General features: G+C 70.2%; 13 protein-coding genes. 6 read left to right on the top strand and 7 right to left on the bottom strand.

From position 1 onward, the window contains the following. Window positions 1-71: 71 nt before the first annotated feature. Together IPJ95_09260 and IPJ95_09255 are read left to right on the top strand one after the other, a co-directional pair. Window positions 72-1,061 carry a polysaccharide biosynthesis/export family protein gene (locus tag IPJ95_09260; protein MBK7923804.1) on the top strand — a complete coding sequence of 330 codons (990 nt, stop codon included), beginning with the start codon at window positions 72-74 and terminating at the stop codon, window positions 1,059-1,061. Continuing rightward, window positions 1,058-2,581, top strand: coding sequence for an SLBB domain-containing protein (locus IPJ95_09255; GenBank protein MBK7923803.1), 1,524 nt, complete (start codon window positions 1,058-1,060; stop codon window positions 2,579-2,581). Before IPJ95_09260 ends, IPJ95_09255 begins: the two co-directional genes overlap by 4 nt. Window positions 2,582-2,590: 9 nt before the next feature. Here IPJ95_09255 and IPJ95_09250 read toward each other — a convergent pair whose 3' ends face one another. Then, window positions 2,591-4,519 (bottom strand): polysaccharide biosynthesis protein, encoded by a 1,929-nt coding sequence (locus IPJ95_09250; GenBank protein ID MBK7923802.1) that lies wholly within the window; start codon window positions 4,517-4,519, stop codon window positions 2,591-2,593. Window positions 4,520-4,989: 470 nt separating this feature from the next. Here IPJ95_09250 and IPJ95_09245 point away from each other — a divergent pair, with 470 nt between their 5' ends. Beyond that, window positions 4,990-5,589, top strand: a complete 600-nt coding sequence (locus tag IPJ95_09245) for an HAD family hydrolase (GenBank protein ID MBK7923801.1) — start codon at window positions 4,990-4,992, stop codon at window positions 5,587-5,589. After that, on the top strand, window positions 5,579-6,178 hold the full coding sequence (locus tag IPJ95_09240; GenBank protein ID MBK7923800.1) for a D-sedoheptulose 7-phosphate isomerase: 600 nt from the start codon (window positions 5,579-5,581) through the stop codon (window positions 6,176-6,178). The genes IPJ95_09245 and IPJ95_09240 overlap by 11 nt, the downstream gene beginning before the upstream one ends. A 3-nt stretch (window positions 6,179-6,181) precedes the next feature. Here IPJ95_09240 and IPJ95_09235 read toward each other — a convergent pair whose 3' ends face one another. Genes IPJ95_09235 through IPJ95_09225 form a run of 3 tightly spaced genes read right to left on the bottom strand, consistent with a single transcriptional unit; the run spans window position 6,182 to window position 9,275 of the window. After that, window positions 6,182-7,159 carry a glycosyltransferase family 4 protein gene (locus tag IPJ95_09235; protein ID MBK7923799.1) on the bottom strand — a complete coding sequence of 326 codons (978 nt, stop codon included), beginning with the start codon at window positions 7,157-7,159 and terminating at the stop codon, window positions 6,182-6,184. Next, window positions 7,156-8,103: an NAD-dependent epimerase/dehydratase family protein gene (locus IPJ95_09230; GenBank protein ID MBK7923798.1), complete on the bottom strand. Its 948-nt coding sequence runs from the start codon at window positions 8,101-8,103 to the stop codon at window positions 7,156-7,158. Before IPJ95_09230 ends, IPJ95_09235 begins: the two co-directional genes overlap by 4 nt. Next, a complete protein-coding gene (locus tag IPJ95_09225) occupies window positions 8,100-9,275 on the bottom strand; it encodes a glycosyltransferase family 4 protein (protein MBK7923797.1) in 1,176 nt (391 codons plus the stop codon). The genes IPJ95_09230 and IPJ95_09225 overlap by 4 nt, the downstream gene beginning before the upstream one ends. A gap of 309 nt (window positions 9,276-9,584) precedes the next feature. On the opposite strand from IPJ95_09225, the gene IPJ95_09220 reads away from it, so the two are divergent. Together IPJ95_09220 and IPJ95_09215 are read left to right on the top strand one after the other, a co-directional pair. Continuing rightward, on the top strand, window positions 9,585-10,169 hold the full coding sequence (locus IPJ95_09220; GenBank protein ID MBK7923796.1) for a hypothetical protein: 585 nt from the start codon (window positions 9,585-9,587) through the stop codon (window positions 10,167-10,169). A 117-nt stretch (window positions 10,170-10,286) separates the two neighbouring features. Continuing rightward, complete coding sequence (locus IPJ95_09215; GenBank protein MBK7923795.1) at window positions 10,287-10,568, top strand: hypothetical protein; 282 nt, start codon at window positions 10,287-10,289, stop codon at window positions 10,566-10,568. Here the strand turns inward: IPJ95_09215 and IPJ95_09210 are convergent. From IPJ95_09210 to IPJ95_09200, 3 genes are read right to left on the bottom strand one after another with little or no spacing between them, the layout of a single operon-like run. Beyond that, window positions 10,559-12,565 carry an alginate lyase family protein gene (locus IPJ95_09210; protein MBK7923794.1) on the bottom strand — a complete coding sequence of 669 codons (2,007 nt, stop codon included), beginning with the start codon at window positions 12,563-12,565 and terminating at the stop codon, window positions 10,559-10,561. The genes IPJ95_09215 and IPJ95_09210 overlap by 10 nt on opposite strands. After that, window positions 12,555-13,673, bottom strand: coding sequence for a glycosyltransferase family 4 protein (locus IPJ95_09205; GenBank protein ID MBK7923793.1), 1,119 nt, complete (start codon window positions 13,671-13,673; stop codon window positions 12,555-12,557). Before IPJ95_09205 ends, IPJ95_09210 begins: the two co-directional genes overlap by 11 nt. Further along, complete coding sequence (locus tag IPJ95_09200; GenBank protein MBK7923792.1) at window positions 13,670-15,022, bottom strand: oligosaccharide repeat unit polymerase; 1,353 nt, start codon at window positions 15,020-15,022, stop codon at window positions 13,670-13,672. Before IPJ95_09200 ends, IPJ95_09205 begins: the two co-directional genes overlap by 4 nt. Between the last annotated feature and the right edge of the window lie 46 nt (window positions 15,023-15,068).

Genomic DNA, 15,068 nt, shown 5'->3' with positions numbered 1-15,068 from the left:
TCGCGCCACCCGGGAGATTCCGCCTCCGGCGCTGGTTGACCGGCTCCGGAGAGCCGGGCATCTTCCCAGCCATGTCGAGACTCCACCGGCTGTTCCGGCACCTCCCGCTCGGTCTCTCGCTCGCCCTCCTCTCCGCGACGCCGCTGCTGGCCCAGGTGCCGACGGGCGGACTCCCCGCGCCCGACCAGGCGCGCCAGCTGCTGCAGACCCGGCCCGACCTGGTGCGCCAGCTGCGGGAGCGGATCGGGACCTCAGGCCTCACCCCGGAACAGATCCGCGCCCGCCTCCGTGCGGCGGGATATCCGGAAGACCTGCTCGATCCCTACCTGGCCGGCGCCGACACCACCCGCAAGCTGAACCCCGGCACCGACATCCTCGAGGCCAGCCGGGTGCTCGGGCTGGTGAGCGCCGAGGACGCCGAGTCGCTGCTGGTGCTCACCGACTCGGCCCTCAAGCTGGCCGACTCGCTGCGCGCCGATTCGCTCTCCGATACCACCAGCACGCTGCAGGTCTTCGGGCTCACGCTCTTCCGCCGCTCCCTCACCGTCTTCTCGCCGGAGCTCTCCGGGCCCGTCGACGCCAACTACCGGCTCGGCCCGGGCGACGGGCTGGTGCTCATCCTCACCGGCGACGTCGAGCTGGCCCATGAGCTCGTGGTCACCCGCGAGGGCTTCATCGCGATCCCGCAGGTGGGCCAGCTCTACGTCTCGAACCTCACCCTCGGCCAGCTCGAGGACCTGCTCTATGCCCGGCTGGGGCGGGTGTATTCCGGCGTGCGGCGGGGGGCCGGCGCCACCACCCGGTTCAACGTGACCGTGGCGCGGCTGCGCACCGTGCAGGTGTTCGTCACCGGCGACGTGGCACGCCCCGGCTCGTACCAGGTCTCGGCCGCGGGCACGGCGCTGAGCGCGCTCTACGCGGCGGGTGGCCCCACCGAGAACGGCTCCTTCCGCCACGTGGAGATCCGGCGCGGCGGGCGGCTGCTCGATTCCTCGACCTGTACGACTACCTGCTCCGCGGCGACAACAGCCGCGACGCCCGGCTGGAGAACGGCGACGTGATCTTCGTCCCGGTGCGCGGCACCCAGGTGAAGGTCACCGGCGCCATCATCCGGCCCGCCATCTACGAGCTCCGAGCGGAGGAGTCGCTGCGCGACCTGCTCCTGTCGGCGGGCGGGTTCGAGGCCGTGGCGCTCCGGCGACGGGTGCAAGTGGACCGGATCCTGCCCCCGGCGCAGCGCGCCGCCGGAGGCCGGGACCGCGTGGTGCTGGAGATCGGCGCGGAGCAGTTCGAGGACGGGCGCGGGCCGGCCTTCGCCATGGCCCCCGGGGATTCCGTGACCGTCTTCGAGGTCGCGGAGCGGCGGCGCAACCTGGTGATGGTCAACGGCAACGTCTGGACGCCGGGCGCCATCGGGCTGAGCCCCGGGATGCGGCTGTCCGAGGCCATCCGCCTCGCGGGCGGTCCCAAGCCCGACGTCTACCTGGCGCAGATCGGCATCAGCCGGCTGCAGCCCGACTCCACCCGCCTGCAGCTGCGGAGCGCCTTCCGCGACTCCACCGGCGCGGTCACCGACGACCTCCCGCTGCAGGAGGACGACGCCATCACCGTCTTCTCGCGCTCGTCGTTCCGGCCCCTCCGGTACGTGGCCGTCACCGGCGCGGTGCGCCGCCCCGGCCGCGTGCCCTACCGCGAGGGCCTCACCCTGCGTGACGCGCTGCTGGAGGTCGAGGGCCTGACGGAGGATGCGCTGCTCACCGAGGCGGAGGTCGCGCGGCTTCCCGATGCCGCCCTCCGCGCCACCGGCCACGTGGCCGCCACCTTCCGGGTGCCGCTCGACTCGACCTACGTCTTCGAGCGGGGCCCCGCCGGCCGCTACCTCGGCCCCCCGGGTGTCGGGGCCCCTGCCGACGGCGCCGCCGACGTGGCGCTGCAGCCCTACGACAACGTGCTCATCTTCCGCCAGCCCGACTGGGAGCTGCAGCGGACCGTCTCGCTCACCGGGCAGGTGCGCTACCCCGGTCGCTACGCGCTCACCACCCGCACCGACCGCCTGCTCGACCTGATCAACCGCGCCGGCGGCCTCACCAAGGAAGCCTATCCCGCCGGCATCAGGTTCTTCCGCACCTCGGATCGCGGCGGCCGCATCGGCGTGGACCTGCCCCGGGTCATCGCCAACCCGCGCTTCCGCGACAACCTGATCCTCTCCGCGGGCGACTCCATCATCATCCCCGAGTACGTCCCGGTGGTGTACGTGCGCGGCTCGGTGAACGCCCCCACCGCGGTCACGTACGTCGAGGGCCAGGGCCTGGGCTACTACATCAATGCGGCGGGGGGCTACTCCCGCAGCGCGGACCGCAACCGGTCCTACGTGACGCAGCCCAACGGCAAGGTGGAGAGCGTAAAGAAGCGGTGGTCGTGGCTCCCGGACGGCGTGCCGGAGCCCCTGGCGGGTGGGTCGATCTATGTGCCGGAGCGGGATCCCAACGACAAGAAGGACTGGCTGGGCTTCGCGGGGTCGGTGGCCCAGATCCTGGCGAGCCTCACGACCGTCATCGTGGTGGTGCTGCGGACCAAGTAGGGCGCGGGCTCACTCCTCGCCGCGGAGCCGCTTCCCGCTGTCGCGGCTCCGGTTCTCCTGCCGCACCGGCATCCCGGCGAGCGAGGGCTCGTAGTCGGGCACCAGCCGCTTGAGCAGGCCCCGCAGGTCCTCCGCCGCCCACCCCTCCTCCGCCGCCTGGATCAGGTCGCCCACCACGGTGCTCACCCCCACCGGGAGCGCGGCGTTGCGGGCCCGCAGCACCTTGGGATGCTCCGTGGGGCTCGCGTGCTCGGCGTCGAAGAACAGCTCCTCGTAGAGCTTCTCGCCGGGCCGGGTGCCGCTGAAGCGGATCTCCACGTCGCGGCCCACTTCCTTCCCCGACAGCCGGATCAGGTCCGCGGCCAGGTCGGCGATCTTCACCGGCTCCCCCATGTCCAGCACGAACACCTCACCGCCCTTGCCCAGCGCCCCGGCCTGCAGCACCAGCTGCACCGCCTCGGGGATGGTCATGAAGTAGCGGCGCATCTCGGGGTGGGTCACCGTCACCGGGCCGCCGGCGGCAATCTGCTTGAGGAAGGTCGGCACCACGCTGCCCCGGCTGCCCAGCACGTTCCCGAACCGCACCGCGGCAAAATTCCGGCCCCGGTCCTCGGCGAAGGTCTGCACGATCTGCTCCGCCACCCGCTTGGTGGCGCCCATCACGCTGGTGGGCCGCACCGCCTTGTCGGTGGAGATGAGCACCAGGTGGGCGGTGCCGGCCTGCGCCGCCGCCGTGACCACGTTGCGGGTGCCCAGCACGTTGTTGAGCACCGCCTCGGCGACGTTCTCCTCCATGAGCGGCACGTGCTTGTGCGCCGCCGCGTGGAACACGGTGTAGGGCCCGAAGCGCTCGAAGATCGCGCCCAGCCGCGCCCCGTCCTTCACGTCGGCGATGATGCTCTCGAGGGGAATGTGCGGGAACCGCTCCCGCAGCTCCTGCTGGATCCCGAAGATCGAGTTCTCGCCGTGCCCCAGCAGCACCAGCCGCGCCGGCTCGAGGGCACACACCTGGCGGCAGAGCTCCGAGCCGATCGAGCCGCCGGCGCCGGTCACCAGCACCACCCGCTCCGTGATCAGCCCCTGCACCTGGCGCAGGTCGATGCTCACCGGCTCGCGCCGCAGCAGGTCGTGGATCTCCACCTGCCGCAGGGCAAAGGGATCGAACCGGCCGGAGAGGATGTCACTCAGCCCGGGGAGGGTGCGGGTGCGGACGCCGGCATCGGAGGCCGCACGCACCAGGTCGCGGACCACGGTGCCCGCCGCCGTCGGCATGGCGATCAGGATCTCGCCGATGGCCTGCTCCCGGCACACCCGGGCGGTATCGGCCAGCCGGCCGAGCACCGGCAGGCCGTGGAGCTTGTGGTCCTGCTTGCCCCGGTCGTCATCCACGAACCCGACGGGGATGAGGCCGATCTCCCCGTGGCTCTTGAGCTGCTTGACCAGGAAGCCGCCCGCCTGCCCAGCCCCGGCGATCAGCACCCGTGACCCCCCGTGCCCGGGCCGGCCCTCCAGGTGCCAGATCACCGTGCGCAGGATGAACCGGGGCAGCGACACCGCCACGGCGGTCATGAGCGCGTCCACCGCGAGCACGCCGAGGGGCACGCGCAGGGGAATCAGGCCCAGCCACGGCAGCACCCACAGGCCGATGAGCGAGCAGAGCACCGCGGAGGTGCCGGTCGCCAGCAGGATCGACTCCAGTTCGGAGACGCTGGCGAAGCGCCACAGTCTCCGATAGAGCCCGAAGCTGATCAGGAGGGCGAGCTTGACCGGCAGGGTGACGGCGAGGAATACCGGGGCGACGGCCCGGTACGGTTCCCGCCAGTCGAACAACCCCTCGAAGCGCACCACGAACGCGAGGTAGGTTGCCAGCGGCAGCAGAACCAGATCGAGCGCGAACAGATAGCGATTGCGGAATCCGTTCCGGAGAGTATCGCGCATGTGACCTGAATGTAGCTCGGGGCATGGTGGAGTCAATCCGAAGCCAGCAAATCACTTAGGGACCAGGGAAGTCATGAATGACCCGCCCGGGGCGCCCGGAGGAGGACGCCGGTCCCGCCGGGATGGTACGCTTGCTCCCGTTCCCGGCCCCCCCTAAGCTACGACCCTCCCGCCACCTCATGGTCTCATGCCCGTAGCCCCCCTCCGCGTCCGAAGACACTCCGACGGAGGATGGCGGGAGATACCCGCCACCCCGGCACCTGGGTCGTGGGGGATTGGCGGCGGCCGACGTGCTGGCCGTCGGCCCGGGCCTGCACCTCGAGCTGCCGGACTCGGGAGAAGCGGACCTCAACCTCCCCGCCCTGCTGGCGGCCCTCCGGGCCACCCCGGATCGGGTGGTGACGCTGGCCCACGGCGGCGGCGCCCGGGGCTGGATCGGGGCGGCGGCGCCGGGCGGGCCCCCGCGCACCCTGAAAGGCGCGTGGCGCCCCTCGACCGCCCTCCTCGACCGCGACGGCACCATCAACGTGGATCGCCACTACCTGGCCGATCCGGCGGGCGTGGAGCTCCTCCCGGGCGCCGCCCAGGGGCTCCGCCGCCTGCAGGAGGCCGGCGTGGCGCTCGTGGTCATCACCAACCAGAGCGGCATCGCGGCGGGGCGCATCACCCCCGCGGGCCTGGTGGCGGTCCACGCGCGGCTGGAAACGCTGCTGGCCGCAGACGGCGTGCGCCTGACGGGCATGTACGCCTGCACTCACGGCCCCGACGATGGCTGCCCCTGCCGCAAGCCGTCCGACCTGCTGGCCCGCCGGGCGGCGGCGGACCATGGCCTCGACCTGACCCGGTCGGTCGTCGTCGGCGACAAGGCCAGTGACCTGGCCCTCGGCCGCCGCCTCGGCGTCCCCACCTTCCTCGTCACCTCGGGATACGGCCAGGCCACCCTGGCCGCGGGCACGGTGGTGCCGGACTTCGTCATCGACGACCTCGACGCGCTCGCGCGCATCTGCACCCACCCCGCGGGTGTCCCCCGCGTCGTCACCCCCAGTGAAGGAGCATCGGATGCCCGCTGAATCGCCGCTCGCGGCCCGGGTCCGCGAGTACCTCGAGCGCAGCGCCGAGGTCAAGCGCGCCGCCGCCACCGCCTGCGCGGCGGACATCGCCCGGGCCGCGGAGCTGGTGGTGGCCTGCTATGCCCGGGGTGGCAAGGTGCTCTTCTGCGGCAACGGCGGCAGCGCCGCCGACTGCCAGCATCTCGCGGCGGAGCTGGTGAGCTCCCTCAACCACGACCGGCCCCGTCGGGCCCTGCCCGCGCTGGCACTGACCACCGACACCTCGTTCCTGACCGCGAACGCCAACGACTTCGGCTTCGAGCACGTCTTCGAGCGGCAGGTGGAGGCGCTGGGCCAGGCGGGCGACGTGCTGGTGGGCATCACCACGAGCGGCAACTCCCCCAACGTGCTGCGCGCCCTGGAGCGGGCGCGGGCCCAGGGGCTCGGGACGATCCTCTTCAGCGGGGGAACCGGCGGGAAGGCGCGGGCGCTGGCCGACGTGGCGGTGCTGGCGCCGAGCGGCGAGACCCAGCACATCCAGGAGGTGCACATCGCCGCGGGGCATGTGCTCTGCGCGCTGGTGGAGGAGGCGCTCTTTCCGCTGCCCTGACGACTACATCGCCCGGACACGACCTGCCATCAGGTAACCCAGCCCGACCACTGCCACCGAAACGACCACCCCCAGCAGCGTTGGCAGCCGGCTGAGCCCGATAAGCACCAGATTCAGGCCCAGCACGCAGAGCGCGACCCGTCGGTGGCTCCATCCCGCCCGCACCAGGCGCTGGTAGGCGTGCGAGCGATGGGCTGCATAGACCCGCTCGCCCCGCAGACCCCGCCGCAACAGCGTGACGGTCGCGTCGAGGAGGAACACCATCCCCAGGGTGACCCAGGCCAAGGATGGCACGCCGAACGATCGCTCACCGGCGAGCGCCAGCACCCCGATTGCCAGTCCGAGAAACCCGCTGCCGACATCCCCCATGAAGATCCGCGCCGGCGCCCAGTTCCATGCCAGGAATCCCGCAGCGGCGGCGGCGAGGGTGAGTGGCAGGGTCGCGGCGGCCGGGCCACCCGTCGGCCAAAGCAGCAGGGCCGCACCGACACCTACGCAAACCGCCTCAAGGCCGGCCAGCCCGTCAATTCCGTCCATGAAGTTGTAGAGGTTGATCCCCCATACCAGCGCGATGGTGGCAAGCACCGCACCGACCGGCCCCAGGACAACCACCTGCGAGCCCAGCGACAGGGTGGGCATCCCGCCCATCCAGGCCACCGCCCAGGCAGCAGCGGCGAGGTGGGCCACGAACCGGACCCCGGCGGACAACCCTTGGTGGTCATCCCACCAGCCCACTGCCGCCACGAGGCTCCCGCCACCCAGCAGCGCCACGGCGAGTCCCCGGCCTACCTCTCCCAGGCCCCATGCGAGGGCAGTCACCACCAGCACGGCGACGACCAGGCCGAGTCCCCCACCCCTAGGGGTAGGCACCTCATGGAGACTGCGGTCGGTGGGATGATCCATTGGAGCCCGCCGAAGGACGAACGCCGTCAGAGACCACGAGAGCGCCAAGGCAAATCCCGGAAGCAGGACTGCGCTCATGCCCCCCTCCGGTCCGCGGCTGCCATCGCCTCCACTGCCTTGAGGATCGGCATCGGGGCCTCCCAGCCGAGGAGCCGCCGGGCCTTCCCGGCATCAACCTCCAGGGAACCGGTGAGGCGGGACCAGTTCGCCCCGATCGCCGGAATCCAGCTCACAAGGGCACCGAGGACGGTCGGCATCCGCAGCAGCCGTGGGGCTCGCCCCAGCCCGCGCCCGATCGCGAGAATCAGGTCCTCGGTCGACACCGCGGGAGCGTCCGCAGCCAGAAAGGTCTCGCCTGCCGCCGCGGGGTGGTTGGCGCACTGCAGCAGGAGTTCCGCCAAGGATTCCCGCCCGATGAGGCTCCGCCGGTTGGCCAGTCCGGCGAATGGCAGCGGCACTCCGCGCCGGACCAGCGCCAGGAGGCGCCGCAGGTTGCCCCCCGCCCCGGGCCCCACCACCAGGACGGGCCGAACAACAGTCACTTCGATCGCATGTCCGTCTGCTACCTGCCACACGGCTTGCTCGGCCTCGAGCTTGGACCGCCCATAGGGATCCGCCGGGGCCGGGGAGTCCTGTTCACGGAGCGGGTCGCCGTGGGTCGCCTCTCCATGAACCTTGATGCTGCTCACGAACACCAGGCGACGCACGCCCGCCTCTGCGGCCTGCCGCGCCAGGGTATCGCTCCCCGCGACATTCACCCGGCGAAACACGGCCAGCGAATCCGGGGCCGTCTCCTGCATCACATGCACCCGGGCGGCGAGATGGACGACCGCCTGGACGCCACGGAGCGCCCCCCGCCAGTCGGTGTCCGGACCGACCTCGCCGACAGACACCACCTCTGCCTCGGGCACTGATCCCGACCTTCGAGTGGCGGCAACCACATGGTGTCCTCGCCCGGCGGCCGTATTCACCAGCTGCCGCCCGACGAAACCATCGGCCCCCGTCACCAGGATCCGCGTCACGTGGACGCCCGCAGATCGAGTGCCGCTGCGAAGATCCGGTACAGCCGGTCCGCCACTGCCCGTCGGTCGTATCCCTCCACCACATAGGCTCGGCCACGCCGCCCCATGGCGGCGCGTTCGGCAGGTGACAGCGCGCGAAGGGCGAGCACCGCCCGCGCGAGTGCGGCGGGATCGCCGGGGGGAGCGGCTAGTCCCGCGCCCGCCTCGGCAAGGACTCGCGGGATCTCTCCGGTGGCCGCCGCCACGATCGGTCGTTCGCAGGCCAGTGCCTCGAAGAACTTGGTGGGCAGGGCGCCAGCCAGCGCTGGCCAGGGGGCCAGCGGAACCAGACAGGCATCGCAGGCGCTATAGAATCGCCGGGTCAGTTCCCTTGGAAGCACGGGGGCGAGACGGCAGTTGGCGGGGCGCAGGTGTGCCATCGCCTGCTCGACCCTCGCCCGCTCGAGGCCGTCCCCGACGAGGACGAATTCGACCGACGGGTCCTCACGTTCGACCAGGTGGGCGGCCTCGATGACGTGCTCAAGCGCCTGACCGGCCCCGAAATTCCCCAGGTAGCCGACCACAAATCGACCGTCCGGGATGGTGCCCTCCGGCAATGGCAGCGGTCCGGGGTCGTGGTAGTACGCATCCGTGTCGACCCCGTTCGGCGCCACGATGACTTTCTCCGGTACCACGCCCTTCTCGATCAGTCGCTGCCGAAGCGGCTCCGTCACCGTGATGACCAGGTCAGCTCCGGCGAGGAGTCGCCGCTCCAGTGCGAACAGTGCCCGCCGAATCACCCCGTCCGGCAGACGGCCCATTTCCACCAGGTAGTCCGGCCAGAGGTCGCGGACCTCAAGCACAAGGAGGGCGCGGCGCCGGCGTGCGGCGATCGGACCGGCCAACAGCGGGAAGAACGGGGGGCTGCTCGCGATCACCACGTCCGCCGGCGCCGAACGCAGGAGGAGGTTCAGGGAACCTGAAACCAGGAAGGTCAGGTTGTTCGCGAGCGTCCGGGCCATCCCGCCGGCCGGGTGGGCGTAGAGCCACGTTCGGTACACCGTGAGCCCCGGCATCCGCTCCGTCGCAGTCAGCTTGCCTCGGTACTCCTGGGCGATCCGGCCTTGCGGACGGCTCGGCATGCCGGTGAAGACCGACAGTTGCGCCCCGAGGGAGACCCATCGCCGGCTCATTTCCCCGCACCGTGCCGCACCCGCCCCGAGTTCCGGCGGGAACTGCTGCACAAAATATGTGATTCGCATGGCACGCCCGTGTTATCGTGGCCAGTCCCTGACGCATCCACCCACCCCGACCCGGGTGCCGCGAGTGGTACGCCGCAAGTCGGCGGGAGCCTCTGGCGCCTGCCCCGTGTCGCCCACCGGATGGCGCAGCAGGAGGATTGGTGGCTATCTTGGTGGCGAACGCACTCCCGGAGCCGCGCGCTGCCAATGCCCGACAGGTACAATGGCCCCCCGGAGTCGGACCCGGCGAGCCCACCGACTGTGTTTGACTACCTCGCCCTCCTGCTGGCGAATCGCCGTCTCCTCGTCCTGACGCCCCCGCTTGCGGCAATCCTCGCGCTCGGGGTGTCGTTGCTGATGCCCGTCGAGTACACGGCCGAGGCGGTGTTCATCCAGGCCAAGAGCAGCCAGTCCTCCCTTCCCTCCGGACTCGGGGCCCTGGCCGGCCAGTTCGGAATTAGCTTCGCTGCCGGCAACCTCTCGGATAGCCCCCAATTCTACGCGCAACTCGTCAACAGTCGCGAACTCCGCGACAGCGTCCTGCGTTCTCCATTCCCCAGACCGGGGTCCACCGCAGACAGCGCGGCGCTGATTGACCTGATCGTCCCCGAGGAGGCCCCCCTTGCCGCACGCCTGTCTGACGGCCGGGACAAGCTGGCCGAAATGGTGCAGGCCTCCACGGACCGCCAGACTGGCACCGTCGACCTCCGCGTCACCGCCGGAGATCCCCTGTTGGCGGCGGCCGTGGCGTCGCGCTACGTGGACCTGATCAACGGGTTCAACCTCGAGCGACGCCTGACCCAGGCCCACGGCCAACGGATGTTCGTGGAGGGGCGGCTTCAGTAAGCTGAAGCGGACCTGCGAGCCTCGGAGGGAGGGCTCCGGGATTTCCTCTCCCGGAATCGCGACTACACCGCACCCGCGCTCCGCTTCGAATACGACCAGATCCAGCGCCAAGTCCAGGTGCGGCAGGAGGTCTACCTGACGCTGAGGCGTGAATTCGAGACAGCCCGGATTCAGGAGATCAATGATACACCCGTCATCACCGTCATCGACGCACCCACCCCTCCCATGATCCCGAGCGGGCCGCACCGCGTCAGGTTCGCCATCCTGGCGGCGCTGGCAAGCCTCTTCCTCGCGGTCGGCGGTATCCTCGTCCGCGCCTACCTGTCGGAGCTCCGGCGGCGCGAACCTGCGTCGTTCGCTTCGCTGGCAGGTGCCTGGAGGGCCTCAGTTCATCGGTGATCCGGGATCGCCCGGCAAGCCGCCCCCACCCTCATGGGGGTGACCGGGGTGCCCTCATTCGGATACCACTGGAGCTGCCAATCCAGTCGTCGGGGCAGCGCCACCCCCTCCAGGACAACTTCCAGCACCGGCGCGCGTCGACGGAACCGATACCGCGGGGCGTACCAGCCTGCCGTCTCGGTGAATGACCCCGGCAAGTCCACCACCAGCCGGCCGGAACTCCCTTCCAGCACCACACGGTCAGGGTCCCGGGCCCCGATCTCCACATCGGGATGCAGGTGGAGAGACCACACGAGGCGGTGCCGACCCGTCCCCCGCACCGTATCGGTCACCAGCCAGCGATGCTCGGCCCGCGCGAAGCGCACGTCCCGCCGGTGAATGATGTCCCCCGCCAGTCGCCGGTAGCCTTGATGCTCGGCGGTAATCTGTTCCTCCGCGCCGCCAAGCCGGATCTGCACTAGCCGCGGCCGGGTACCATCGCTCGCGATGCGCCACAGGCCTACGATCACCGCCATCTCTTGGCCATCAACTTCGATCGTGTTGTGCGCGCGTCCACGCGCCAGTTCGCGGTGTGTGTCGGGGTCGCTGGTGTAGCAGTAGGTCCCCGAGTCCACGATGAAGGTGTCCTGTCCGGCCGCCAACTCGAAGCTCAGCGTGTCATTGTGTCCGTGCCCCGCACCTCCATCGAAGCCGATGGGCCCAGCGTCCATCATGAAATGGGCAGACGCGGTGCGGAGCACGTGGTAGCCCCCCCTGGGGAAGCTCGCGGAACGGATACCTGGTCGATCGGTGCCCAGCTGCCTCCACCGGTTCACTCCCCCGCACCCGAGCAACCAGTAGACATCGGGGTGACATTCCACACCGCGGCGGAGGGAGGGGTCTGCAAAGACCGTACTTCCCACCTGAAGGGTCCCGCGGTGATCCGTGGGAGCCTCCGCGACAGTGAACCGTAGAAGTCGCCCGTCGTCGGAGTCGCTGAAGAGCGGCGTCGTCCCGTCCTCGCGACTGTAGGCCTCCATGAATCTCAGCATGCCGCGCACCCGCTCCCGGTACCCCCGGGAGAATGGCCGGCCGGCCTGATCGCCACACGCCAGGGCCACCAGCAGCATCTCCGTGACCAGGCGGTGGTAGCTGATAGACTTCTCGAAGTGGACACCATCTGGGTGCACCTGCCACCGTGCCTGTTGCTCGAGGATGCGCTGGCCGCAGGCGGCCCATCGTCGCCCCTCCCAGGTCCCCTGGAAGAAGAGTCCGGTCAGGAACAGCCCACAAGCATCCGCGAGATAGTGGTTGTTGGAGCGACGCCCGACCTCGAGATTACCCCGAATGAAGCGCGCATGCCAGCGCAACGTGGCGACGTACCGGGACCAGAAGCCCCTCGGAATCCCGGGTGCCTCGGCGAACAATCCGTACGCGGCGATCCAGTTCACCGCCCGGATCGCGACCTCCATCTGGCACGCCCAGTGGATCCCACGTCCCACGGGGTTCGCGTCCAGCCATTCGCCGGCCAGCTCCACGAATCCGTCGCGGAATCGTGCCTCGCCACTCTCCCGCCACGCCAGCCCGAGCCAAGTCATCCAATGACACCGGGAGACCTCCCACGGCACCTTCACGTCGGAGGACTCACCCATATTCGTGTAGTTGATCGTCCATGCGAGGTCCAGCGGCCAGCCCCGTCCGGTGGTCCAGTCCGTGTGCCAGTCAATCGGCCGTCCCAGATCGTGAACCTGCCCGAACACCTCGAACCGCGCCTGCAAGACCTCCTCTGCCGCCCGGCGGACATCTGCCCCGGCTGGGACCCGGTCACCCCTCGCCCCTCCCCCGTACGACCCCAGCGGCAGCAGGGGGGAAGGCAGCTCGACGACCTCCGCAGCAACGGCGGCCGTATCCGGCAGGCGGGCGCCCCACCACCAGCGCCAGAGCGGCCGCTCCACCAGCCGGGGCCAGAGCAGCCGCAGGTCCGCGGTGACGCGCCTCCGCAGGGGCTCAGCCAGCATCCATCGCTCCGTACATCGCGATAAGGCGCGTGGCCTCGGCCTCCCAGCTGTAACGCTCCACCGCGGCGGTCCGTCCTCGCCGCCCCATCTCGGCGGTACCCGACCGGTCCGCCGCCAGCTGCACGATCGCCGAGGCAATCTGGGCCGGCTCTGCGGGGTCGACGCAGAGCCCGCAGGCCGCCCCGTCCACCACCTCACGCCACATCGGGAAGTCGCTGGCGATGACCGCCAGACCCGCCGCCATGTACTCGAACAGCTTGGTCGGCCCGGAATTTACGTTGTTCGGGACCGGCAGGAAGCAGACGACTCCAACGTCCGCCGCCGCCAGGCCATCGACCACGCGCGCGTAGGCGACCTCCCCGTGATAGTCCACCCGGCTCCAGCCCGGGAGAGCTTCACAGCGCGCCTGGAGCCCCGCCGAGAACCGCCCATAGATCGCGAGCCGTACGCCCTCGAGCCCCGCCGGGAGGAGGGAAAGTGCGGCGATCATTTCCACGACTCCACGGATCGGCGTCAGCCCGCCGACATATACCAAGCGGGGTGGTCCAGAACCATCGGTCGGGCGGCCGCCCTGGGCGAACATCTCGAGGATCGGGAAGTTCCGGACTAGCACCAGCCCCGGATGTCCCTGGAACGCCGCCAGGAGGTCTTCGCGCGCCACCACGACCCGGTCAAGCAGGCGGGCGATCCGGCGCTGAAGGGCTCCCACGACCACGCTGATGCCCGGGCGTGCCCACCTGGGCAGGTACGGCTTGGCCCGCAGGTCCTTGGGCACGTCCTCGTGGACGTCGTAGACGACGCGGCGGCCGAGAAGCTTCAGCGCCAGGCCCACGAACAGCAGTTCCGGATCGTGGAAATGACAGACTTGAGCGCGCGAGCGGACGGCCGCCGCGAACAACTGCAGTGGCATGCGCACCATCCGCACGATCCGGTTCCTTGGGCGACCCAGCCCGTGGACGAAGACGCCATCCCGCCGCTCGTCGCGATCGTGGGGCGCGAATAGGTGAACTTCGTGGCCCGCGCGGGCGAGTGACCGCGCCTCCTTCTGGAAGATCCGGGTGTCGAACGGGGCGTGTACCGAGGTCAGGATCGCGATGCGCAGCATCATGCGGGAGAAGTCGGCGAAAGCGTCCGAATGTCGACGCCAAGGAGTGCCTCGAGGGCATCGTTGGCCAGGAGAATTCCCAGGCCGAAAACCACCCCGCCGCTCAGCAGGACGGTCGTAAGGGCCGTGAGATTGACCTGCGCAAAGGCGAAGACCATGTAGGCGAAGACCCCTACCGTCACGGGAGACTTGACGCGACGGCAGAGGTAGACCTGCGCGACCTGCATGAGGAATCCGGCGATGATGCCGCCGAGGACTACCCCGAGCGGGCCGAAGTCGGCGTTCAATGGCCCCGGGAACGCCGCCGGCGCCCCGCCAGTGATCATCCCATCGGGGTACATGTAGAGGAAAACGTAGTTGCCCAAGTCAAACGGCGCGACACCCTGCACCCAGGCCAGGCGGCCGACACTCGCGCCATGGAGGTACGGGTGATGGGCGGGAAAGATCTCGAAGTAGACGTGCAGGATTTCGCCCGGCAGGATGAACAACCGCCGGAATAGCGCCGCCAGGACGACCCAGACGTCGGTCCCGGTTCCGCGGCTCAGGCCGAGGATGACGAAGACCGGGAATGCCAGTACCACCGCTGCCGCACCGAGGACCGCCGTCACCGGAAGGCGCCCGGCCCGGTAGACGTAAACGAGCAGGAACCCGACCAGCAGGATGATCGCCGGGGGCGCCTTGGCAATCGCAAGGCTGGCGTAGGAGAGTCCGATGATGCTCGTGACGCCGGCCAGGAGGTACCAGAGCCGGCGGCGCGTGGCCAGCGCCTGGGCCAGGGAGACGGCCACCAGGATTGGGAAGAGCACCGCGCGTACCACGGTGTAGGCGTACTGGAAGGGCGACTGGAGCAGCTTGAAGGCATCTTCTCGCAGCAGAAGCAGCTCGCTGCCACTCGCGTCGCCGGTCACCAGGCTGACCAGCGGCAGCGCCGGAGCCTCGACCAGGTACCCCGTGGCGAAGCAGCAGGCGATGCCGAGGAGGATGAGAAACGCCGCCGTGACCCGGGGGGTGTCGCCCGTCGGCACCACCGGCCGCTTGTAGAACCGCGCGATCTCCTCGTGCCGGAACCGGGTCGCCACGTTGGCGAGCTTCATCCCGAGGGGCACGGTGAAGAGGGTCGCCAGGATGGCGCCGAGAACTGTGTGGGCGAGCGCGGGGGGGAAGGCGTAGCTGGCGGCAAGCGCCGGCAGCCCTACGAGTGCGAGGTAGGTGAGGAACCAGAACCCCGGGATGGTGATCCGGCGGATATCAAGCACCCGGCACATCGACTGCATCATTACGCCCGCCGTGACGACGGCCAGGACGAACAGCAACACCCGGTCGTCCACCCATCGGCCGACGGCCCAGGCCACGGTGACTCCTCCGCCGACCGCGGCCAGGAGTTCAAGGGCCTGTGGG

It is taken from the genome of Gemmatimonadota bacterium (genome assembly GCA_016713785.1).
Lineage (GTDB): Bacteria > Gemmatimonadota > Gemmatimonadetes > Gemmatimonadales > GWC2-71-9 > JADJOM01.
Note: the sequence above shows the minus strand (reverse complement) of the source record. Positions and strands in the feature narration are given on the sequence as shown.